The organism is Actinocatenispora comari, from assembly GCF_017312725.1.
In the GTDB taxonomy this organism is placed as follows: Bacteria; Actinomycetota; Actinomycetes; order Mycobacteriales; family Micromonosporaceae; genus Actinocatenispora; species Actinocatenispora comari.
Genome location: NZ_BOPO01000084.1, coordinates 171542 through 192911 on the forward strand (window position 1 = coordinate 171542; position 21370 = coordinate 192911).

General features: G+C 70.0%; 21 protein-coding genes. 15 read left to right on the plus strand and 6 right to left on the minus strand.

Annotated elements, in window-relative coordinates; translation table 11 throughout:
• Positions 1-1410: 1410 nt before the first annotated feature.
• From NUM_RS22345 to NUM_RS22360, 4 genes are all read left to right on the plus strand, one after another.
• On the plus strand, positions 1411-1629 hold the full coding sequence (locus NUM_RS22345) for a hypothetical protein (RefSeq protein ID WP_207126858.1): 219 nt from the start codon (positions 1411-1413) through the stop codon (positions 1627-1629).
• A gap of 347 nt (positions 1630-1976) precedes the next feature.
• Positions 1977-2165, plus strand: a complete 189-nt coding sequence (locus NUM_RS22350; protein ID WP_207126859.1) for a hypothetical protein — start codon at positions 1977-1979, stop codon at positions 2163-2165.
• An 881-nt stretch (positions 2166-3046) separates the two neighbouring features.
• Positions 3047-3556 carry an SRPBCC domain-containing protein gene (locus NUM_RS22355; RefSeq protein ID WP_207126860.1) on the plus strand — a complete coding sequence of 170 codons (510 nt, stop codon included), beginning with the start codon at positions 3047-3049 and terminating at the stop codon, positions 3554-3556.
• 522 nt (positions 3557-4078) lie between these two features.
• Complete coding sequence (locus tag NUM_RS22360) at positions 4079-5236, plus strand: SDR family oxidoreductase (protein ID WP_207126861.1); 1158 nt, start codon at positions 4079-4081, stop codon at positions 5234-5236.
• 487 nt (positions 5237-5723) lie between these two features.
• Here the strand turns inward: NUM_RS22360 and NUM_RS22365 are convergent, their stop codons facing one another.
• The 3 genes from NUM_RS22365 to NUM_RS22375 are packed head-to-tail and all read right to left on the minus strand — an operon-like array spanning position 5724 to position 8532.
• The gene (locus tag NUM_RS22365; RefSeq protein WP_207126862.1) at positions 5724-6563 is read right to left on the minus strand and encodes a patatin-like phospholipase family protein; all 840 of its coding nucleotides are present in this window, start codon (positions 6561-6563) and stop codon (positions 5724-5726) included.
• Between the two features lie 11 nt (positions 6564-6574).
• On the minus strand, positions 6575-7144 hold the full coding sequence (locus NUM_RS22370) for an NADPH-dependent FMN reductase (protein WP_207126863.1): 570 nt from the start codon (positions 7142-7144) through the stop codon (positions 6575-6577).
• Positions 7141-8532 carry a DHA2 family efflux MFS transporter permease subunit gene (locus tag NUM_RS22375; protein ID WP_207126864.1) on the minus strand — a complete coding sequence of 464 codons (1392 nt, stop codon included), beginning with the start codon at positions 8530-8532 and terminating at the stop codon, positions 7141-7143. Before NUM_RS22375 ends, NUM_RS22370 begins: the two co-directional genes overlap by 4 nt.
• A 50-nt stretch (positions 8533-8582) precedes the next feature.
• Between NUM_RS22375 and NUM_RS22380 the strand changes: the two genes are divergently transcribed.
• From NUM_RS22380 to NUM_RS22405, 6 genes are all read left to right on the plus strand, one after another.
• The gene (locus NUM_RS22380) at positions 8583-8999 is read left to right on the plus strand and encodes a MerR family transcriptional regulator (protein ID WP_207126865.1); all 417 of its coding nucleotides are present in this window, start codon (positions 8583-8585) and stop codon (positions 8997-8999) included.
• Between the two features lie 446 nt (positions 9000-9445).
• Positions 9446-9919, plus strand: a complete 474-nt coding sequence (locus NUM_RS22385) for an SgcJ/EcaC family oxidoreductase (RefSeq protein WP_207126866.1) — start codon at positions 9446-9448, stop codon at positions 9917-9919.
• Positions 9916-10818 carry an alpha/beta hydrolase gene (locus NUM_RS22390; RefSeq protein WP_207126867.1) on the plus strand — a complete coding sequence of 301 codons (903 nt, stop codon included), beginning with the start codon at positions 9916-9918 and terminating at the stop codon, positions 10816-10818. Before NUM_RS22385 ends, NUM_RS22390 begins: the two co-directional genes overlap by 4 nt.
• A 169-nt stretch (positions 10819-10987) precedes the next feature.
• Positions 10988-11347, plus strand: a complete 360-nt coding sequence (locus NUM_RS22395) for a YciI family protein (protein ID WP_225918764.1) — start codon at positions 10988-10990, stop codon at positions 11345-11347.
• Between the two features lie 27 nt (positions 11348-11374).
• A complete protein-coding gene (locus NUM_RS22400; RefSeq protein WP_207126868.1) occupies positions 11375-12637 on the plus strand; it encodes an RNA polymerase sigma factor in 1263 nt (420 codons plus the stop codon).
• Positions 12638-12819: 182 nt separating this feature from the next.
• On the plus strand, positions 12820-12981 hold the full coding sequence (locus NUM_RS22405; RefSeq protein ID WP_207126869.1) for a hypothetical protein: 162 nt from the start codon (positions 12820-12822) through the stop codon (positions 12979-12981).
• Between the two features lie 61 nt (positions 12982-13042).
• Here NUM_RS22405 and NUM_RS22410 read toward each other — a convergent pair whose 3' ends face one another.
• Positions 13043-14113 carry a saccharopine dehydrogenase family protein gene (locus NUM_RS22410; RefSeq protein WP_207126870.1) on the minus strand — a complete coding sequence of 357 codons (1071 nt, stop codon included), beginning with the start codon at positions 14111-14113 and terminating at the stop codon, positions 13043-13045.
• 154 nt (positions 14114-14267) lie between these two features.
• On the opposite strand from NUM_RS22410, the gene NUM_RS22415 reads away from it, so the two are divergent.
• Together NUM_RS22415 and NUM_RS37965 are read left to right on the plus strand one after the other, a co-directional pair.
• On the plus strand, positions 14268-15209 hold the full coding sequence (locus NUM_RS22415; RefSeq protein WP_207126871.1) for an AraC family transcriptional regulator: 942 nt from the start codon (positions 14268-14270) through the stop codon (positions 15207-15209).
• Positions 15210-15811: 602 nt separating this feature from the next.
• On the plus strand, positions 15812-16108 hold the full coding sequence (locus NUM_RS37965; RefSeq protein WP_370467035.1) for a hypothetical protein: 297 nt from the start codon (positions 15812-15814) through the stop codon (positions 16106-16108).
• A gap of 265 nt (positions 16109-16373) precedes the next feature.
• Here NUM_RS37965 and NUM_RS22420 read toward each other — a convergent pair whose 3' ends face one another.
• Together NUM_RS22420 and NUM_RS22425 are read right to left on the minus strand one after the other, a co-directional pair.
• Entirely contained in the window at positions 16374-16904 is a 531-nt protein-coding gene (locus tag NUM_RS22420; protein WP_207126872.1) for a hypothetical protein, read from the minus strand.
• Between the two features lie 261 nt (positions 16905-17165).
• Complete coding sequence (locus tag NUM_RS22425; RefSeq protein ID WP_207126873.1) at positions 17166-17894, minus strand: FadR/GntR family transcriptional regulator; 729 nt, start codon at positions 17892-17894, stop codon at positions 17166-17168.
• Positions 17895-17917: 23 nt separating this feature from the next.
• Here NUM_RS22425 and NUM_RS22430 point away from each other — a divergent pair, with 23 nt between their 5' ends.
• The 3 genes from NUM_RS22430 to NUM_RS22440 all read left to right on the plus strand — a co-directional run.
• Positions 17918-20101, plus strand: a complete 2184-nt coding sequence (locus tag NUM_RS22430; protein ID WP_207126874.1) for a dipeptide ABC transporter ATP-binding protein — start codon at positions 17918-17920, stop codon at positions 20099-20101.
• Complete coding sequence (locus tag NUM_RS22435) at positions 20101-20997, plus strand: ABC transporter permease (RefSeq protein ID WP_207126875.1); 897 nt, start codon at positions 20101-20103, stop codon at positions 20995-20997. The genes NUM_RS22430 and NUM_RS22435 overlap by 1 nt, the downstream gene beginning before the upstream one ends.
• On the plus strand, positions 20997-21370 hold a 374-nt coding region (locus tag NUM_RS22440), incomplete at its 3' end, for an ABC transporter permease (RefSeq protein ID WP_207126876.1). The genes NUM_RS22435 and NUM_RS22440, both read left to right, overlap by 1 nt.

The following is a 21370-nucleotide window of genomic DNA, read 5'->3' on the forward strand; positions in this document are numbered from 1 at the left end:
TTCGCGGCCATCGAGCTTCGTGGGCGACCTTTGCGAAAGGTAATGACACTGATCAGCATGGTACTGCCATTGTCGACACCAAGGCGACCACGCGTCGGCGGGTCGTACCAGGAGCGGACGTCGACACGGATCGGGTCGTGCTGGATCTCGTTGCACTACGATCCGGCCATGCTCAGCGGCGCGGACAGGCACAGTCGCGCCGGCCAGCAGCACGTGACCGAGCAGAGATCGCCGTGGTGGTCCAGGAGACAAACACGCTAACCGGAGCATTCCTACCAGATCCAGGATGCTGGTGACTACCGCCAGCTCATGCGCCGCAGATTGGGCACAGTTCCGTCATCTTACGTAACTGCCGGTCGACGGCGGCTCGTTCTCCTAGTAGGGCTGGCAAGGTAGTATGCGCGCCGGCGCAACGCGCTCGGCGTGACCCCAAGCGACCGATCGAGGTCGTGTCGGCGGCCAGAATGCATCTGACTCTGGTGCCCGAGCGGTGCCCGAGACCCTATGGCATCGCCTGGCACTGGGCGATATCAGGCGGCATCGGTACTTGAACGCGTGCAAGAGTTTCAGTAGGTCTGAGCTACTTTCCTTGTGTCCCAAGGTATCCAGCCTCCCGACTACGGATCAGAAGGTTGGGGGTTCGAATCCCTCCGGGCGCACCCTTTTTTCAACCCTTGTAAAGGCCCTGACCAGGGCCTTTACTTCTTTGCGAACCCTTCTCGTGTTCGATGATCATCGACACAGTGCCCGAGTCGTGCCCGAGCGGTGCCCGAGGTAGGTCGAACCCAAGATCATATTCCACAATGTGGGATCTTTCTCTGTACCCTAGAGAGATTACGATATGTAACTGCCGCGGGGCGTGCGCCTGGGTTGTGCGAGGTCGAGGTCGTAGCTCGACCGTCATGGCGCGCCCGGCGGTGCTCCACATGACCTGACGGAGAGTCGTGTCGCCGCGCGCGGCGAACTTCCGCGGTGCCGAGCTGCGGGTCCGCGCGTACGGCATCGACGTTAGCGCCGTGGTGCCCGGCCGTCTGCTGGGTTGGTACCGGCTATGCAACGAAGGGGAGTGGTGGGGCTGGGCGAGTACGCCGTCGGATCGCGGAACGGGCGACTACCACTGGTGGAGCTGCGCGAGTTGGTTCCCACCGAGGCGTTGCCGCCGCATCCATCCGACGGCTGGCCGCTCGCGCCGAGCGGCCAGGCCGCCGATGACGGGCGTCCATCACGATCGAAACCCCAACGGTGTGGCCTGCCGCGTGCGGCTACCAGGGACCGTTCCGGGGTCTTCGTTGCCCACGACACCCGGCTTGGCCGGCCCGGCGTTGCTCGGCCGATCGGGTGATCGACTTCGGCCGATGGGTGCCGCTACGGTTGCCGCCATGACCACCTCATTGCGACATCACGATTACTTTGAGTGCCTGCGGCGAGCTGGGGCGGGCACTGGCACAGGCCGCCGCGGCACGCTCGCAGACTGCGGCCGCCCGGCAGATCCTCGGCTTGCTGGGCGATGTTGACGCCGGCGCGCGGACGGCGGTGGCGTACGAGATGGCGGTGTGCGAAGCGGTCGAGCGGCTCACCGAGCAGCGCGTCGAGGCGCTGCGCCGGGAGGAGGGCTGGCGCGCGGCGTAGCGAGCATGAAGCCGCTGTGGTGCGGCGTCTCTCTCGACTCTGCTGGGACTGTCTGACCTGGCCGATACGGTCAGGTCCGTGCACAGCTACTTGGCGCCCTGCCTGGAGACATCACAGTTGGCGAGCATCCCGAGGCCGACTGGTGGCGGTTGGAATGACCGGAGTGCGAGAAGTGCCGCCGTCTCTCGTGTACCACCCGGGGATTCGCGTGGACGAGAACGGGGTGCGGCAGGTTCGTACCGTGAAGCTCTCGTGCGCCCAGGCATGTGGGGTCGAGATCGTGCTCGGCGGCGGTGAGTAGCGGTAACCCGGCCCACGGCCCCCAACGCCTCGCCGATGATCACCGGGTGGACGTCGAGCAGGAGCTGCGCGCCGCGATACGCGGTCGTCCCGGCTGGAAGTTCCGGGACGGTGGCGCCGAGTACCACCGCCGCGGCGCGGACCGGCGCGGCCGGGTCCGACATGTGTTGTACCGCGCCCGGCCGCGTGAGCCCTGGATCGCAGTGTTCACCGACAAGCACGGGGGAGCGGGCTGAGCTGACGATTCCGGCCAGCAGCGTTGCGGAAGCGGTTCGGAGGATCGAGCTCAGGCTGTGATGGTGTGAGCTCTGGCCCGCGGACTGGCACCGCAGGGCGTGGCGGCGAGTCTTCGTCCCTCATTGCCGACTGTCTTCTCGGGCGTCGGGCTGAGGGACAACGGAGGAGCGGTTCAACCGCTCTTCGAAGGCGCGCAGCCTGCCGAGTACTGATGTCGCCTCCGCGAGCAGCCGTCGGAATTCAGCTAGCTCAGCGTGGGTGAGCTCGGGGACTGCTGCGGGGTCTGCTGGCGTGGTGCGGGGATGCCCTTGGGGGCCGCCGGGTCAGGATTCGACAGCTGTTCCAGCCATTTCTCGGCGCGGTCAACGCCGAGCTGCAATTGCTGGGTACTGGCGTCCTGCCTGCGCTGTACGCGATGCGCGCCGATGGTGACCGCGGCGGCCGATAGGGCGGCTACCCGCCAGGGAGTCGAGACAACACGCCGGATCGATACGCGCGGCGCCGATGCCGGGGCCCTCAATGCTCCGATCTCCAGCTGGTGGGCTCGAGCCCTGTTCGACGATCAGGCACGCCGGCCGTGAACTCGAGTGCGCGAGGCGGACGAGAAATGACTCTGTGCGGCCATGGCTGGGCGTCGCCGGGATGGGCATGGTTGACGCCTTCCGTTCAACCACTCGACGCAACAGAGTTCTCCCTGGTACCGCTGCGGAAGCCGCACCTGGGAGACCTGGTCGGCGCCGACTGGACGAACCGGGATCGGTCGGCGGCAGGTCTGCGGCGATGATCCTGCCGAGCCGGGTACCGATGAGTTTCGCTGAGGCGCGGGATCTACCACTGGTCAGCGGCCTTTTGGCGTGGTCTGGACAGTGGAGGGAACTGCATGAACACCGATGAACGTCGGCAGGTCTCGGTATCGAGGCGCATCGCCGCGCCGGCGGCTGAAATCTTCCGGATCTTGGCCGATCCGCGCCGGCACACCGAGCTGGATGGGTCCGGGATGCTGCGCGGTGCCGCGTCCGACGCGGTCGTGACGGCGGTTGGTGACGTGTTCACGATGAACATGTACTTCGAGCCGCTCGGTGATTACCAGATGAACAACCACGTGGTCGAGTACGTGGCTGACCGGCGCATCGGCTGGGAGCCCGCTGCCGGTCAGAGCCACCGGGACAACGCGGAGGGGGACCAGCGGTGGGGCCATCGCTGGTCGTACGAGCTGGTTCCGGACGGGTCGGGCGCGACGGTGGTGACCGAGACCTACGACTGCTCGACGGTGCCGGCCAAGGAACGTGCGGCGATGCGCGATGGGGAGGTCTGGGTCACCGCCATGGCCGAGACACTGCAGCGCTTGGACTCCCTCAGTACCACGACGGATCGCGCATCTCAGACTTGACAGCAGGGAATCGACGCACCAGCAGTCGGCCCGGTTTGGCGTCCCCGGCGGGTCGGCGTTCGGGCTGGCGAGTTTCCGGTTTGCTGCCCAGAGATGGCGAGGACGAGAGCAATCGCCGTCACAGGCCATGCCGTTGGAGGCGGACGCCGCCACCTGAGCGTGGAGACGACACGTGATGGGGGTGTCGGGTTGCGCTCGACATCGTCGGAGTGGTGGCCGTGGGTCGGGCTCCAGGACAGCAGACTCGCCTGGCCGCCCGCGCAGGGTGTTCTCCAGTGGGTCGGTTCGGTCCGTGGTACGTGGCCGGGCAGCCGGGCTCTCACGTATGCCGACTCAGCGTCTGCAGCGCCAACCGGCCACACAGCGCGGCGAGCGGCAGCTCGACGCTGAGCCCCATCACCACCGCGGTGGCGAAGCCACCCGCCGGAGCCGCGGTCGTGGTGTGTCGAACCAGGCTGCCGTGACGGTGAGGTGGGAAGCACGCCGACTCGCCGGTGACCGTGCCGGCTGGTGATGTGGTGCATGGCGGGCTGGCAGGCGATGAGTTGGCGCCGTGGCTCGGATCAACCCCATGTCAGGTCGGTACTGCCCGAGGCACGCGGTTACCGGTGCGGGTCGTCCGCACGCGGTACGCCCCGGAAGAGGGGGTCGGTGAACGGGACGGCATCGGCACGGGGACCGCCGGCCCGTCCCGGTGAACAGCACGTCGCGGCGGCGACGCCCGTCGGAGTCGCGGAGCGCGGCTCAGCACGGAACGGATCTGCCGCCGAGTGCGGCATTCGACAGGAGGACATGATGATTCTGGTTACCGGTGCGGCAGGCAAAGCTGGTTCTGCCGTCGTACGCGCGTTCGCTCGCCGGGGCGCGCCGGTGCGGGCGGTGGTCCGCGATCCGGCGCGGGTGCCGTGGCTGGCCGAACTGCCGGGCGTCACGGTCGTCGCCGGCGATCTGCGCCGCGCCGCGACGCTTGGCCCCGCGCTGGAGGGTGTGAAGCGCGCGCTGCTGATCTCCTCGCCGCGAGAGGAGATGGTCGACACCCAGCTGAGCTTCATCGACGCCGCCCAGGCGGCCGGAGTGCCGCACATCGTGAAGTACTCCGGCCGCGAAGCCGGCGTCGGCTTCGATCAGGAGGTATTCCGAGGCACCCGGTGGCACGGCCAGATCGAGCGTTATCTGGAACGCTCCGGGCTCGCCTGGACCCATCTGCGACCCAGCCAGTTCATGCAGAACTACCTCCCGAGCTCGGTGACCGGCTTCGATGTCACGACCCGGGAGCTGGTGATGCCGCTGGGCGCTGGTCAGCTGTCGCCGGTCGACCTGGCCGATGTCGCCGAGATCGCCGTGGGGGTGCTCACCACGGACGGCCACGAGAACAAGGCGTACGACATCACCGGCCCGGAGGCGTTGACCATGGCGGAGGTGGCTGACCGCGTCTCGGCGGCTACCGGCGCCACGTTCCGATACGTGGAAGTCACGTTCGAGGAGCAGCGGCGCCGCTACGCCGCGGCCGGACTACCGCCACACGTCGTGGACCTGTTCGACGAGCAGTTCCGGGAACGTCACCGCACACCGATCGCCCGGGTCGAGCTCGCCGCGCACCGCACCTTCGGCGTGACACCGACCCACTTCGCCCAGTTCGCCAGCGCCCATGCCGAGGAATTCACGGGATCGGCCCGGTGAGCCGCACGCCGCGGGTGGACGCTCGCGCTGACTTCGCTCGGCTCGTTCATGGTGGTACTCGACATCCTGGTGGTGGCGACCGCGCTGACCGCCATCCCCGTCGTCGAGCGCGACGCTGGAGCTGGCCGGATCGACGGTCGAGTCGCTGATCACGGTGCGCGAGCTTCGCGGTGGTCGGCCGAACAACTAGTTTGGGAGTGGCAGTACTGCCCTCGACCCTCGCTGGTTGCGCCCTCGTGCTCGGGGCATCTCACCGTGTGGCCGTGCCCCATTTCTCGCTCTGGGGGACTCAGAACGACCTGACTCCTGGCTCTGGTGCCCGAGCCGTGCCCGCGAGCGCGCGACATCGCTTGGCACTGGGCGAAATTCCGCGGCATTGATGCTCGAACGTCCGCGAGAGCTCCGGCAGCTCTCGGCTACCTTCCTTGTTGCCCGAGGCATGTTGCGGAACAGAGTGCTCGGCGCGGGCCCGTGGCAACCAAGGGCTTTACCCGCCGGTACCGACGTGACGGAGCCGGTCTGCGGCGTCGATGGACTGGCGCGTGCCGGCCCGGTAGGCGTCCGCCCAGACGGCCCGGTCGTACAGGTCGGGACCGAAGGCAATGATGGCTGCGGAGTCGGGGCGCAGGGTGACGACGGTGGTTGCGTCAGCCACGGTGAGTTCCTGCCGAAGCTGTTCGGGCGGGAACAGGTGGGCGAGGGGTTCGACAACGACCAGCGTGTCGGCGTCGGTGGCGAGGTCGGCGTTGGTCGCCGATCGCAGGCCGCCGTCCAGGTAGTACCGGCCGCCGATCGGGATCGGCGGCGAGGCGCCGGGGAATGCGGTGCTGGCGGCGACCGCATGAGGTAGTGGTATGCCGCTGTCGCGGTCCCAGACCACCGGTTCTCCTGTGTCGGCGTCGACGGCGGTGACGAGCAGCCGTTCCGGAAAGCGGGTGGTACCGAGCAGACCGCGCATCCGATCGATCTGGGTGTGTGGTCCCCCGACGTCCGCCGTGCGGGCGAGTTGCCCGACCCGACGACGCGCCACCGTCGCGTCCTGGCCGGGTTCGGCGAGCACGGCGAACACCTCGGCCAGCACCGCGGGGTCCGGTACGTGCGGGTGACCGGTTGTCGGTGGCAAGGCGGCGAGGCGCTCGGGCCGCTCACCGGTCGCCAGGACGGCGCCGATGATCGCACCGGCGGACGTGCCGACGAACAGGTCAGAGTCGGCGAGGTCGATGCCATGGTCAGGTAGGCCAACGGCGAGGCCCGCCATCCAGGCGGTGCCGACGACGCCGCCGGCGCCGAGTACGAGTGCCCGGCGGGTGGTGCTCTGCGGATGCATGTGTGGCCCTTTCAGGCGACGGGGTACGGGGTGCGGCGGCGGGCATGGTGGAGGGCTTCGGCCCACCACAGCAACTGGTGGGTCATCCGGCGGAGGGCGTCGTCGGCGGCCGCGTCGGGGTATGCGGTGCTCGTGTCGGCGGCCGGGCCCCATGGGTTGTGCAGGCTGACCGTCTCGCGGATGGTGACGGCGTGCAGTTCGGCGAAGACGAGCCGGAGCGCCTCGACCGCCCGCAGGCCGCCGGCCAGCCCGCCGTAGCTGACGAATGCCACGGGCTTGGCGAACCACTGGTCGCGCAGCGTGTCGATCGCGGCCTTCAACGGCCCAGGGTAGCTGTGGTTGTACTCGGGCGTGACCACCACGATCGCCTCTGCCGCATCGATGCGTGCAGCGAATGCAGCGACATCGGGATGGTCGATCATCGTCGCCGGCACGGTCACGCCGGCCAGGTCGATCGGGTCGGCGTCCACGCCCCACGCGGCGAGTCGCTCGGCGACCCAGGCCCCTACGTACGTGCCGAATCGTCCATCGCGGACGCTGCCGACGATGACTGCGACACGCAGGTCGGCGGTGGTGTTCATGCTGGGTGGCCCCTTCGGGAGTAGGTGGATTCGGTGCGGCGGAGCCAGATGGCCGCTGCGGCGGCAAGCAGACAGATGCCGGCCAGTACGAGGAACGCGGCATGGAATCGCGCGGCGGCCAGGACGAGCACCACAGCCGAGCCCCCGGCGGCGCCGCCCAGGCGCATGGTGATGTTGGCGAGGGCGGTCGCGTCTCCCAGCTCCTGTGTGGACACCGACGCGTACATCGCTGTCATCGCCGGCATCATCGCCAGCCCGAGCCCGGCACCACGCACGACGAGCATGGCCTGCATGGCGACCATCGGCGTTCCGGCGCCCAGCCACGGCAGTGGCGCGGTGCAGGCCAGCACGATCAGTGCGCCGACCGAGGCGACGGCGCCGCCCCCGTAACGATCGGTGAGCCGGCCGGCAACGAGCATGATCAGCGTCGTGCCCGCGCCCATCGGCGCCAGTAGCAGCCCCGTCGAGAGCGCGTCCTGACCAAGCTGGAGCTGGAACCACAGCGGTACCAGCAGAACCGCAGCGAACATGCTGGCGCCCCCACTGAGGACGGTGGCCAGGGCCGCCGCCGCCACCGGCCGGACAGCGAGCCGTATCCGCAGCACCGGATGCGGCAGGCGCGCCGAGCGTCGGATGAACAGTGCGGTCGCGCCGGCCCCGAGCACCGCAAGGACGGCCGGCGTTGCCCGACCGCCCGGCGCGGCGAGAGCGGTGAGCGCGTACAGCAGCAGCGGCAGCCCCACCGACACCAACACCGCGCCCTGCCAGTCCATCGGTGGTGGCGTTCGGTGCGCACCGCGCGGCACCAAACGCAGGCCGAGCCCGACCGCGGCGAGACCGATCGGTACGTTGAGCCAGAACAGTGCCGGCCATGATGTCCAGGCCAGCAACAAGCCACCGACGCTCGGCCCGACGATCGGCGCGAGCCCGACGACCAGACCCAGCGTGCCCATCATCCGGCCAAGCCGCGCCGGGCCGACTACTTCGCCGATGAGCGTCTGCCCCGCGACGACGAGGATGCCGGCGGTCACGCCTTGCAGCGCCCGTACCGCGATCAGGACAGGGGCGGTCGGGGCCAGTGCGCACAGCACCGACGTGGCGACGAAGCCGCTGAGCGCCCACAGCCACAGCCGCCCGGTGCCGAGTCGCTGTGCCAGCCATGGCGTGAACGGCAGCCCGGCCGACAATCCGAGAAGGTACGCGGTGGCCACCCATTGGATCTCGGCCAGCCCGACACCGAGGCTGTCCTGCATGTGCCGCAGGCCGACCGCGACGATCGAACCGTCCATGTTGGCCAGGAACCCACCCAGCGCCATGACCGACGCCGCAGCCCACGTTGCCCGGGTGATGGGGGCCGGCGCTGCGGTCGCTTCCTGTAGCTCGCTCACGCCCGGTACGGTAGGAGTTAAACAAATGTTGAAGTCAAGGGAGCGCGTCGATGACCACGGCCACCCTCGCCAGGAACGGCGGACAGGCGACCCTGACCGTCAGCGAGCTGGCACACCGCACCGGCGTCGCGCCGTCGGCCATCCGGTTCTACGAGAAGCACCGGCTGGTCGTCAGCGAACGTACTGCCGGCAACCAACGCCGTTTCTACGAGGCCGAGGAGTGCATCGTCAAGATCATCCGAGTGGCGCAGCGGGTCGGGCTGTCCATTGCGGAGATCCGTGAGCTCATGGCAGACCTGCCCGAGCGCCGCCGGATCACCGTCGACGACTGGTGTGTGCTGCGCCGCGCCCTCGAAAGCGAGGTACGAGCGCGACTTCAGGCCCTGCACGCAGCGCTGGACGACCTTACCTCCGACCAGCGGCTCTGCGAGATCCCGCCGACCACAACCCACCGAGCTCGACACTGACCGACCCGGGTTTCGCGCCACCTGCACCCGCCGGCCAGTACGTGCTGCAGAGTCCTTCCGCAGACCGGCGTTCCGGCCCGGCGGTCGCGGCCGGTGGCAGGCCGCGCCTGCCTCCGGCCCGTGGTGACTCGCAGATTCGCGCTCGCTGTTCGATGACCGGCCCGGGTTGGGTGAGCATCGGCCGCGGCGGTTGCGGGCGAGGGCGACGTTTGCCAACGACGCGCTGCGGCCGGGGTGGTGTCACGGTGATCTGTTGGCTGCAGGTGTGCGCGTACGAACGCAGGGACGGTCCCTGGTGGCCATCCCTGGTCGCTGGACGTGCCCGTCCGACTGCTCCGGCGCACCCGCGGCCACATCCCAGCTGCCGGGTGTCCAAATCGGCATCGCTGCTGCGTTGGTTGAGCAGGGGCCGCCGGATCGTGGGGCCCAGCGCGAGGAGGCACGCGATGAGTACGGATCCACCGGTACGCCAGGCGCCGTCCGCGACGGTCGATGCGGAGGCGGCTGCGTCGGCCTTGTTCGAGGCGTCGTCGCACGCCTGGGCGGCGGGAGACGCCGACCGGTTCGTCCGGGGGTACGCCGAGGACGCGACGGTCGGCCTTCCCGGCACCTTCCTGCAGGGTAAGGGGAGTATCCGTGCTGCCATGCGAGATGCCTTCGCCGGCCCGTTGAAGGGCTCCCGCCGTATCCATGCGGTGCAGAGCATCCGTTCGGTCGGTAGCCGGGTGACGATCGTCGTCACCCGGAGTGCGACCGCGCTGGCCGGAGAGGCCGAACCGCATGCCGCTCGGTGGGAGCTCGCTACTTGGACGCTGTCCAGGCACGGCGACAGGTGGCTCGTCGAGGCGTACCACAGCTGCCCGGCCCCGGATAGGAACCGCCCAGCTGAAAACCGCCCAGCTGAAGGAGAGTCACGATGAACGACACCACCCCGAACCGGGTCGAGGCCTACTGGCGAAGCATGACCGAGGCCGCCCGGGAGAAGCCGGACCAGGCCCCCGACGAGGTCCGGGCGAGGGTCGAGGCGTACTGGCCGACCCTCACGGCCGAACCGGGAGGCACCGACTACCTCGAGACCTCGGTGGCCGGCCTACCCGCGCTGTGGGCCGTCCCCACCGCATGCGTGCACGATCGTGTCCTGCTCTGCCTGCACGGCGGTGGTGGGGTCAGCGGATCGATCTACACCCACCGCAAGCTGTTCGGTCAGCTCGCCAAGGCCAGCGGTACTCGTGCGCTGCTCGCGGAGTACCACCAGGCGCCGGCTCCGGTGCCGGCCGAAGATGCGGTCACCGCGTACCGTTGGCTGCTCGAGCAGGGGATCGACGCCCGAAACATCGCCGTGGCCGGTGACTCGCTCGGCGGCGGGCTTGCCGTCTCGACGGCGCTGCGCGCACGGCAGGAGGGATTGCCTGGCCCGGCCGCGCTGCTGCTCATCTCGCCGTGGGTCGACATGACGGTCAGCAGCACCACGTTCGAGACCAACCGTGACCGGGAAGCCTTCTTCTACCGGGAAGTCGTCCAAGCGCTGGCAACGCTGTACGTGGGCTCGTTCGATCCGGGCGACCCGCAGGTGAGCCCCGTCCACGCCGATCTTCGCGGCCTGCCGCCGACCTACGTTCAGGTGGGCGGCAACGAGACGCTGCTGGGTGAAAGCCTCCAGCTCGCCGAGAACGCCCGCCTGGCCGGTGTGGACGTTCGCCTCGACGTGTTCCCCGACCAGCTGTACACCTTCCAGATGGCCGCCGGCACCATGCCCGAGGCCGACGACGCGATCCGGAAGCTGGCCACGTGGGTCGGACCGCGACTCGGACCCGCCTGAGCGGAAACACCGTCGCCGTCGCTGGCGACGTTTCGGCCTGGGCGGCGATGAGTTTGGGGCGCTCGCGGGATCCACATCGGTGGGCGGCCGATCCCGGTACCGGAACTGGACACGGTACCGCCCGCGCCATGGCGCGGGCGGGGACGCCCGGACGGAGGTGGAGGTAACGATGCCCGAGTACATGTTGCTGCTGCACGCCTCGCCGCCGGATCCGCAGGCCGACCGCTGGGAGCAGCTGCCGCTGTGGCAGGAGGTGACCGATACGCTGCGCGACGCCGGCCTGCTGGTGGCGAACGGGCCGCTGGACACCCCGGAGACGGCTCGAACCGTCCGGGTCCGGGACGGCGAGACACTGGTGACCGACGGGCCGTACGCGGTCACCAAGGAGGTCCTCGTCGGCTACTACGTGCTGGACTGCCCGAGCCTGGACGAGGCGATCGCCGCCGCGGCTCGTATGCCGACCGCGGCGAGCGGGACGGTGGAGGTACGCGCGATCCTGGACGCCACCTCGGCCGCCGCCGGGCGGTGAGCGCTATGCGGCGTGCGATGAGTACCGATGCCTGATCCGAGCCGCGCTCCGGACGACCCGGGCAACGCCAGCACGGTGGCGCTGATCCGCGTGTTCAAGCAAGAGCGGGCCGCGATCCTGGCCACCCTGGTCCGGCAGCTGGGCGATCTCACCAGGGCGGAGGACGCGGTCCAGGATGCTTTCACGACCGCCACCCGCGTCTGGCGTCAGGACGGAGTGCCGCCCAACCCGGGCGGCTGGCTGACCGTCACGGCCCGCCGGCGAGCGATCGACCAGCTTCGCCGGGACCGCTCGCGCGCCGACCGGACCGCCCGGTTGGCCGAGCTGATGCGCCTGGACACAGCGGAACACCCCGCCGTTCCCCACGACGTGATAGACGATGACCGGCTCCGTCTGATCTTCACGTGCTGCCATCCGGCGCTCGGCACCGAGGCACGGATCGCCCTGACGCTACGGGTGGTCGCCGGTCTGACCACGGCAGAGATCGCCAGCGCGTTCCTGGTCGCGGAACCGACCATGGGCAAACGCATCGTCCGCGCCAAACGGCGGCTCGCCGACGCGCGGGTCCGGTACCGGGTCCCGGACCGCACCGCGTTAGCGGGCCGGCTCGACGGCGTGCTGCACGTGCTCTACCTGATCTTCAACGAGGGCTACTCGGCAACCCCGGGAGATCACCTGGTACGCACCGTTCTCTGCGCCGAGGGGCTCCGGCTCAGCCGGCTCCTGACCGAGCTGATGCCCGACCAGCCCGAGACGTGGGGGCTGCTGGCGTTGATGCTGCTCCTCGACGCGCGCCGGGGTGCACGCGTCGATGCGGCCGGGCGGTACGTGCCGTGGGAGCGACAGGATCGGGCCTGCTGGGACGACGCCGCCATCGCGGCGGGAACGACTGCCCTGCGCCGTGCGCTGGAACTGCGGCGCCCCGGCCGGTACCAGGTGGAGGCGGCCATCGCGGCGGAGTTGCTGCAGGCCGGCCGGACCGACTGGGCTCGGATCGCCGACCTGTACGGCGCGTTGGCCAGACTCGCCCCATCATCGGTCGTCGCCCTCAACCGCGCCGCAGCCGTGGGGTTGGCCGCCGGGCCGCGGGCCGGGCTCGTACTACTCGAACCGCTTCTCGCCGACCCCGCACTGCGGCAGTACCAGCCGCTGCACGCCACCCATGCCGACCTGCTCCGCCGTGCCGGCGCTACCGGCGCGGCGGCGGCCTACCAGCGAGCCATCGCCCTGACCGTCAATCCGGTGCAACGTGACGAGCTCCAGCGCCGACTCGACGACCTGGGCCGCTGAATCACAACCGGTACTTTGTCTGCAGCAAGCTGTTCGAGTACGAGCTCGGCATTCCGATCGAACGCTTCCTGGCCCGGCCGGTCGGTGGCGATCAGCAGATCGGTGCCCGGATCACCCAAGGCGAGGTCGATATGCTCGTCTTCTCCTGGGAGTCACTGGAAGCCTAATCGCATGATCCTGACGTGCGAGCTGTGCTGCGACTGGCCGCGGTCTGGAATATTCCCGTGGCGATGAACGTCGCCGCGGCCGACTTCCTGATCCCTTCACCGCTGTTCCACGGCGGCCACGCACACCTTCGGCCCGAGTTCACCGGCCGCGATCGCGCCGCGCTCACAGCCCAGTAAGCCGGTATCCGCACCGTCTCCGGCCGGTCGTCAGCGTTGGCTGCTTGCCCACGTGTGGTTGTCAGGATGTCGGCTGGCTGTGGGAGATGTCGGAATCGGTGATGGCCCAAGTGATTCCGTGTTGGCCGAGGAAGTCGAGGAAGCTGGCGGGATCGTAGGCCTGCGCGGGTGCGAGCACGCCGTGGCTAGCGCCGTCTGCAACGAGCCTGCGGGCCGCCTCGACGGCGATCACGGCGGTGGTGCCGTAGGTGTCCCGACCCCGGATGGTCCCTCGGACGTGTTCGCCGTCGGGGCCGGCGGCGTCCACAAGGTACGTGAAGCGTTGCGCGGCGCGTGCGCCGTCGCTTGGCCCTTCGGGCAGGCTGTCGATCATCTGCGCGGTGAGCGGGGTGCTCAACCGGGCACTGAGCGCGGCGTCGACGAGGCTTTCGACGTGCCGGACCGTCACGTGGCGGGGAATGGTCACCACCTCCGACAGCGGCAGCGCCGAGACCGGCGTCGGCTGCGTTTCACCGGGAAGGGTGATCGCGGCGCGCCGGGCGGGGATGCCGGTGTGCCAATCGCCGTCGTCGTAGGTGAGCCCGCCCGCGGCGATCGCATCGGCCGTCTCGATGAGCGAACGCAGCGACCCCCGCGAGGGCCCACCGCCTCCGACGATGAAGTGCGCGACGGCCATCTCGTCGATGCGCGGAATGCGTTCAGCGATCAGGCGTGCGATCAGGTCACCGGGCACGCACGCATCGTTCGTGGCGGGCACGACCGTGACCCCGGCCCGCCGTGCCTCATCGGTAAAGGTGTCGAAGACAGACTTGATGTAGGACTGTTCGCCTGCCGTGTCGACGTAATGGCAGCCGGCGGCGATGACGGCCCGCACCACAGCGTGCCCGGACGGTGTGAAGGGCCCGGCACAGTTGATGACCACGTCGTACCCGCAGAAAGCGTCGACGAGCGCGTCGTGGTCGCCGGTGTCCGCCACTCTGCGCTCGGCATCGACGAGACCCACCTGCACCGCTGCCGCGTGTAGGCGCTCGGCGTTACGTCCGACCAGCCCGGGACGGATGTCCCGGCGGGCGAGCTCCGCCAGGACGAGCTTCGCCTGGAAGCCGCTGGCGCCGTACACGGCGATCTTCACGTGACTTCTCCTCGCTCTAGGCATCGCTGTTCAGCAGGGCCAAGCCCTCGCTGATGTCTCACCGTATGACGCTGCGATGAGATGACCAATGCGCCAACGTCTTGCATTCATATGCGAACGTCTTCTAGTGGCCCTGTGAAGATACGATGGCTACATGGATGTGCTCTCCGACGCGGTCCTCGCGATGCGTACCGGGCGACCGCACGCGGCGCGGGTACTCCGGGTGGCGCCGTTCGGGCGATGGTTCGCGCCGGTCGCCGGCGCCGGCTTTCACATCGTGTTGGAAGGGTCGTGTTGGCTGGTTCCCCCGGACGGGCCGCCGATAGCTCTGGGGGCTGGGGACGTAGCCTTCCTACCCCGCGGCTGCGGTCATGGCCTGGCCGACAGCCGGTCCACTCCGTTAGCGGACGCCTCGGCGCCATTGGCGACACTGACCTCCTCGTCGGGCGGCGCGCCGACCCCGAATGCGTCGACCGTGATGGTGTGCGGCGCGTACCTGTTGGACCGTTCCCGGACACATCCGCTCCTGGCCGACCTTCCCGAGATCATCCACCTGCCGGCCCGGGTCGGGCAGCACTCGGGCCTGCGCGCCGCCGTCGAGCTGCTCGGCGACGAGCTCCGTCGCCCACAGCCCGGCGGTGACGCCATGCTGCCTGCCTTGCTCGACGCGTTGCTGCTGCACATCCTGCGCGCCTGGTTCGACGACGCCGGTAAACGCACCCCGAGCGGCTGGGCAGCGGCGATCCGCGACCCCGCGATCGATGCCGCGCTCCGGGCCATGCACGGCGATCCGGCCCGGCCGTGGACGGTGGAGGAGCTGGGCGCCCGGGCCGGGCTGTCGCGGGCCGCTTTCGCTCGACGATTCACCGCACTCGTGGGCCAGCCGCCGCTGACCTACCTCACCTGGTGGCGGATGACGCTTGCCGCCCGGCTCCTGCGTGGCAGCGATGTCCCCCTGGCCGCGGTTGCCACGAAGGTCGGATACACCTCCGAGTTCGCGTTCGCTCACGCCTTCAAACGTGCATTCGGATTGGCGCCTGGCAAGTTCAGACAGTCATCGACGGAAGATACGCTCCTCCCTCTCGACGCGATCTGACGTGTCGGCACTGACCAGGGCTCTAGTAGCCAACTTCCGAGCTGCTCTTTCACTTCACTCCGCGGCGATCGGCAGCGCGTGCCGGGTCACGGATACGTTCGGGCGGTGAACCCGCTAATCTGCGTTCGTTGCCGGACGGGGATCTGGACGCCCGGATCGATCGCCTGACCCGGTCTTCTCGACCGGTCCGGCGACCTCGGCGACAAGTCCGCGGCGGCGACGCTGCGCGCGTTCGTCCCGGACTGCCGTACCGCCCATCGTTCGCTGTTCTGCCGGGCGATGAGGGCACTGCGCACACTCGGCCGAATCCGGAAGGCGATCGCCGCCCGCACCACGCACTACCACCCCGCCCCGCGCCAGTCGGTGTCGGTTGCTTGGTGCCGGGTGCTCGCCCGGCGCGAGCAAGCCCGGCTGCATACTGGGACACCCGCAGCCGAGGAGGTCCCGTGAAGCTTGCCGAGGCCTTGCCCGAACGCGCCGAGGCGGTCCGCCGGGGTCAGCCAGCTGCGCGCCCGGATCATCGGGTCGGCGCGGTACCAGGAGGGTGAGACCCCGCCGAGTCCGAGCGGCTGCTCGACGAGCTGGAGTCGCTGATCCGCCGGATCAACGCGACCAACGCGGCCACCCGGCTCGATGACGGGGCCACGGTCACCGATGCGCTGCCCGGCGCGACGTGTTGCGGCTCCGGCATTCGCTGCGCACCGCCGCGGCGGACGCCGCCGCTGGCGCGGACCGGCGCGGCGCCGGCCGGCAGCTGCGGTCCGAGCTGCTGCCCCAGGCGGTACCGAACTTGCCGGATGCCAGCCCCCGGACGATGCCGAACACGCTGGTGTGGCGAAGTTCCCGAGCGACCAGGACGGACCCGAAGGTCTGGAGCACCTGCCAAACCAGGGCGGTGAGTAGCGCCGGCCCACCGATCGCGGCGTTCTGAGCAGCGTTGGCGACCCCAAGCGCCCAGGAGCGTACCCAGAAGGGCCGACGACCAGCACTTCGCTCCCGCCGGCGACAGGCAGCCAGCATGACTGGCAGGTAACCCGGCTGACGCTCATCGGTAGCGGCAGCGCGTAGCAGCCGGGTCGAGGCCGCCGCTGACGCCGGGCGTAGTCGCGAGCCAGTCCACGAACGGGCGCGATCCTTCCGCGTCTCGTCGCAGGCGCTGCGGAACTACCAGACGCGGGGTGGGTAGGGCGGCGGACCGAGTTTGTCGGCCATCCAGACGAGCGCGTCGAGCTCGGACCGGATTGCCTTCGGCATGATTGGGTACCGTCGGGTGCCGGCGAGCAGGCCCGCGTACACGCGCCAGTGTAATCCAGCCTTTACGCCGAGATCCTGGTCGGCGACGGGCCCGCCCAACGGCGTCACGACGATCGTCGCGGCGCGGGTGTGCCCGGCGCCGGCCGTCAGCGGCCGCGGAGAGTCACGGTGTTCGGCGATCTGCACCGGGCGCCCACGCCAGACGCCACGAAACGACCAGGCGAGCCGGGCATCGTTGCCGGGCGGGAAGAAGTAGGGCCAGGGCACCGGCGCCGGGGTGGGCTGCCGGGCGAGGCCCAGTTGGTACGCGGATCGCAGGGTGGCGTCCCGATGCCGGATCGCGTAGGCGAGCCCACCGATGATCAGCGCCGCGAGGGCGAGAAAGACGAAGACCCCGAACCCGAAGACCAAGGGGCCCTCGGCGACGGCCAGCACGGTCATGACAGCCACTCGGCGCGCAGCTTGCCGGTTCCACCTGGCCGTCCGACGCGGCCCTCGCCTTCCCGCCGCGCGACGCGAGTGCGTCGATCTGTCATCCCGTCACCCTATCGCCCCGTGCCGCCATCACCGACATCGAGCGCTTTCCTCGCAGCCAGCGAACCGGTGTGGCGGCGGCTGGCCGATCGTGGCCGGGGTCGGCCTTCTCCGGTCGACGTTCGGGTTGAACGGCCGAGCGACGGCGTCGAGGTGTTTCCATGCGTATCAGCGTTTGTTCGCGAGGTGATCGAGTTCCTGGCGGATGCGTTCCTCGATCCCGACGTAGTGGGCGCGGACCGATTCGCGGGCGGCGTCGGCGTCCTTGGCGAGTACGGCCTCGACGATGGCGGCGTGGTCGTGGACGATCAGCATCGGGTCTCGGTGCGGTACCGACAGCGTCGCCTGGTGATAGGCCTGCCAGAACAGGTCGAACAGTTGCAGCAGCATCGTGTTGCCGAGGTCGGCGAACAGTAGTTGATGGAAGGCCCGGTCGGGGTCGCTGAGATCGGCGCCGTCCTTGGCGCGTTGCCGCATGGTGGCCAGCAGCTCGCGCAGTGCCGCGGCGTTCGTGTCGCTCAGCGCGGCGATCGCGTCGCCGATCAGCGCCGACTCCAGCGTCTTGCGCAGGCCGATCAGGTCGTTCAACGCCTGCGGTTCCCGCATCAGCCCGTACGGCAGGTGTTCCAGCAGTGGAGTGAAGGAGAAGTCTCGGACGTACACTCCGCTGCCGCGGCGGGTTTCCAGCACGCCGGTCGACTCCAGCGCCTTGACCGCCTCGCGCACCGAGTTGCGGCTGACCCCGAACAGCCGCGCCAGTTCGGCCTCCGGTTTGAGCGGGTCGCCGGCCTGCAACCGCTCGCGCAGGATGAACCGTCGGATCTCGTCCTGGACCGCCTTGTGCAGCGGTGCCGGGCGCAACCGCGGAACCGGTGTTTCCGGTACGTGCTCGCTCACCTGGTGACCTCGTTCTCTGGTCGGTGGTGCTGGCGTCTCGCCGGCGTCATCGTCGGGAACTGCTTGACACGGTCGTTCGGCTAACCCTAAGGTCCCTGACTTGTAGGATATCCCTCAGGTTGGGAGATGGGTCAATGCGGGTTGCCGGCTCCGGACGTCTCCGCCCCGCCACGGCCGAACCGCACCCGGTCGAGGAGCATCCCGGTGAGCCGGCGTTGCGGATCGACGACCTGGTCGTCGAGTTCGCGACCCCCGCCGGCACCGTCCGCGCCGTCGACCACGTCACGTACCAGGTGGCGCGCGGTGAGACCCTGGCGGTCGTCGGCGAGACCGGCTCGGGCAAGAGCGTGACCGTCCTCGCCGCGCTCGGGCTGCTCTCGGCGGGCAACGTCCACCGGGTGTCCGGGCGGGCCGAGGTGGGCGGCCAGGACCTGCTGGCATTGCCGGCCCGGGAGCGCCGGACGCGTCTGGGCGCCGACGTCGCGATGATCTTCCAGGACCCGATGTCCGCGCTCGACCCGGTGCAGCGGGTCGGTGACCAGATCGCCGAGGCGCTGCGTGCACACGACCGCGCGCTGACCGCCCGTACGGCGCGGGCCCGGGTGCTCGAGCTGCTCACGCAGGTTGGCGTGCCGCAGCCCGAGATCCGGTACGACCAGTACCCGCACCAGTTCTCCGGCGGCATGTGCCAACGCGTCGTGATCGCGATGGCGATCGCGAACCGGCCCACGGTGTTGATCGCCGACGAACCGACCACCGCGCTCGACGTCAGCGTCCAGGCGCAGATCCTCGAACTGCTGCGGCTGGCCGCCCGCGAGACCGGGGCGGCGACCGTGCTGATCACCCACGATCTCGGCGTCGTGGCCGAGATGGCCGACCGCGCCGCGGTCATGTACGCGGGGCGGATCGTGGAGACGGCACCGGTGGCGCGGATCTTCGGCCGGCCGCAGCACCCGTACACCGCCTCGTTGTTGGCGTCCCTGCCGCGACTGGACCAGCCCCGGGGTCGACTCCGGGCAATCCCCGGCCAGCCTCCTGACCTGCGGGAACGTTCGGCCGGGTGCGCGTTCGCGCCGCGCTGCCCGATCGGCGGCGACCTACCCGAGTGCCGCACCGAACGGCCGTTGCTGGTTCCCCGCGACGACGGTGCGGTGGCCTGCCACCACGCCGGCCAGGCGGTCACCCTGCTGCCGCAGCCCGGCGCCCGGCCGTCAGCCGCGCGCCCCGACGACGCACCCGCTGTCGTCGAGGTCGCCGGGCTGGCCAAGGTCTTCCCCATCCGCCGGGGCCTGCTGGCCCGTACCGTCGCGACGGCCCGTGCCGTCGACGGCGTCGACCTTCGCATCGGGCAGGGTTCGACCCTCGGGCTGGTCGGAGAGTCAGGCTGCGGCAAGTCGACGCTTGCCAGGTCGTTGATCAGGCTCCTGGAACCGACCGCGGGTTCGATCCGGATCGACGGCGCGGACCTGCTGCGGGCCAACGGCCGTCAGCTGCGCCGGCTGCGGCAGCGCGTGCAGATGGTGTACCAGGACCCGTACTCGTCGCTGAATCCGCGCCTGTCGGTGGGCGACAACGCCGCCGAGCCGTTGCGCCTCGCCGGAGTCCCGCGCACCGAGCGGCGGCGTACCGTGCTCGAACTGTTCGAGAAGGTCGGGTTGCGGCCCGAACACGCCGACCGGCTGCCCGCGGAGTTCTCCGGCGGGCAGCGGCAGCGCGTCGCGATCGCCCGTGCGCTGGCACCCGGCCCCGCGCTGGTGATCTTCGACGAACCGGTGTCCGCGCTGGACGTGTCCGTCCAGGCGCAGGTACTCAACCTGCTCCGCGATCTGCAGGACGAGACGGGCGTGGCCTACCTGTTCGTCAGCCACGACCTCTCGGTCGTGCGGCAGATGGCCGACACGGTCGCCGTGATGTACCTCGGGGCGATCGTGGAGACCGGCGCCGCCGGCCAGCTCTATCGCCGGCCACGGCATCCGTACACCAGGGCGCTGCTGGACTCGATCCCGGTGCCCGACCCGTCGGTTCGCCGGTCCCGGGTCCCGCTGACCGGTGATCCTCCCGATCCGACCGCCGCGACGACCGGCTGCCGGTTCCGCAGCCGCTGCCCGCTGGGCCGCGACCGTGCCGCGTGCGCGGATCGTACGCCGGAGCTCCGGCAGGTCGACGGGCGCTGGACGGCCTGTCACTTCGCCGAGGAGGTGGCCTGATGACGACCCTGTCGATGGCGGCCGAGCGGGTGCGGGCGCGCTCGGGCGCGCGCACGTTCCTGTCCCGGTACGCCCGGTCCCGCTCGGCCGTGGTGGGGGCGATCGGCCTGCTGGTCATCGTGGTCTGCGCGGTCGCGGCACCGTTGCTCGCCCCGTACGGCCCGACGGCCCAGTCGGCCGGCTCGCTGCTCGGCCCCAGCGGCAGCCACTGGCTGGGTACCGACGATCTCGGCCGGGACATCCTGTCGCGCGCGATCTACGGCGCCCGGGCGTCGTTGACGGTGGGGTGCGGCTCCGCCGCGCTCGGCGCGCTGATCGGCGTCCCGCTGGGCGTGGTCGCGGGCTACCTCGGGCGCTGGACCGACTCCGTCTCGATGCGGTTCGTCGACCTGCTCCTCGCCGTACCGACGGTGCTGCTGGCACTGGTGATCACCGCAGTCATCGGGGCGAGCCGGATCAACCTGATCGTCGCGATCGGCGTCGCCGCGATACCGCAGTTCGCCCGCCTGGCACGGGCCGCGACGTTGAGCATCCGGGACCGTGACTTCGTGGTCGCGAGCCGCGGAATGGGTGCGACCACGCCCGACACCATGTTCCGTACCGTGCTGCTGAACCTGCTCGGTCCGATCATGGTGCAGCTGGTGATCACCGCGTCGTTGGCGGTGGTGGTCGAGGCGGGCCTCAGCGTCCTCGGGCTCGGCGTGCCGCCACCCACGCCCTCGTGGGGCGGCATGCTGCAGGAGGCCCGCGGCTACCTCTACCAGAGCCCGACCTTCGGGGTGTTCCCCGGTCTCTGCCTGGCCATCACCGTGTTCTGCATGGACCGGGTGGGGCACGGCCTGCGAATCGCCGTCGGCGTCGAGAGCGCCGGTGCGACGACCAGGGCGGCGATCTGATGTCCGCCTATCTGCTCCGCCGGGTCGGTCAATTCCTCGTCGTGCTGGTGCTCGCGTCCATCGCGGTGTGGGCCATGGTGTACGCGTTGCCCGGTGACGCGGCCACGGTGCTCGCCGGCCCGGACGCCAGCGGCCCCCAGATCGCCGCCACCCGGGCCCGGCTCGGCCTGGACAAGCCGGTCGTCGTGCAGTACCTCCTCTGGGTCAAGGGAGCGGTGACCGGCCACCTCGGCCAGTCCTTCTACTCCGCCGACTCGGTGTCCCACACCCTGGCCGAACGCATTCCGGCCACCGTCCAGCTGGCGGTACTCGGCATGCTGCTCGCGCTGCTGATCGCGATCCCGATCGGCACCCTCATCGCGTTGCGGCCGCG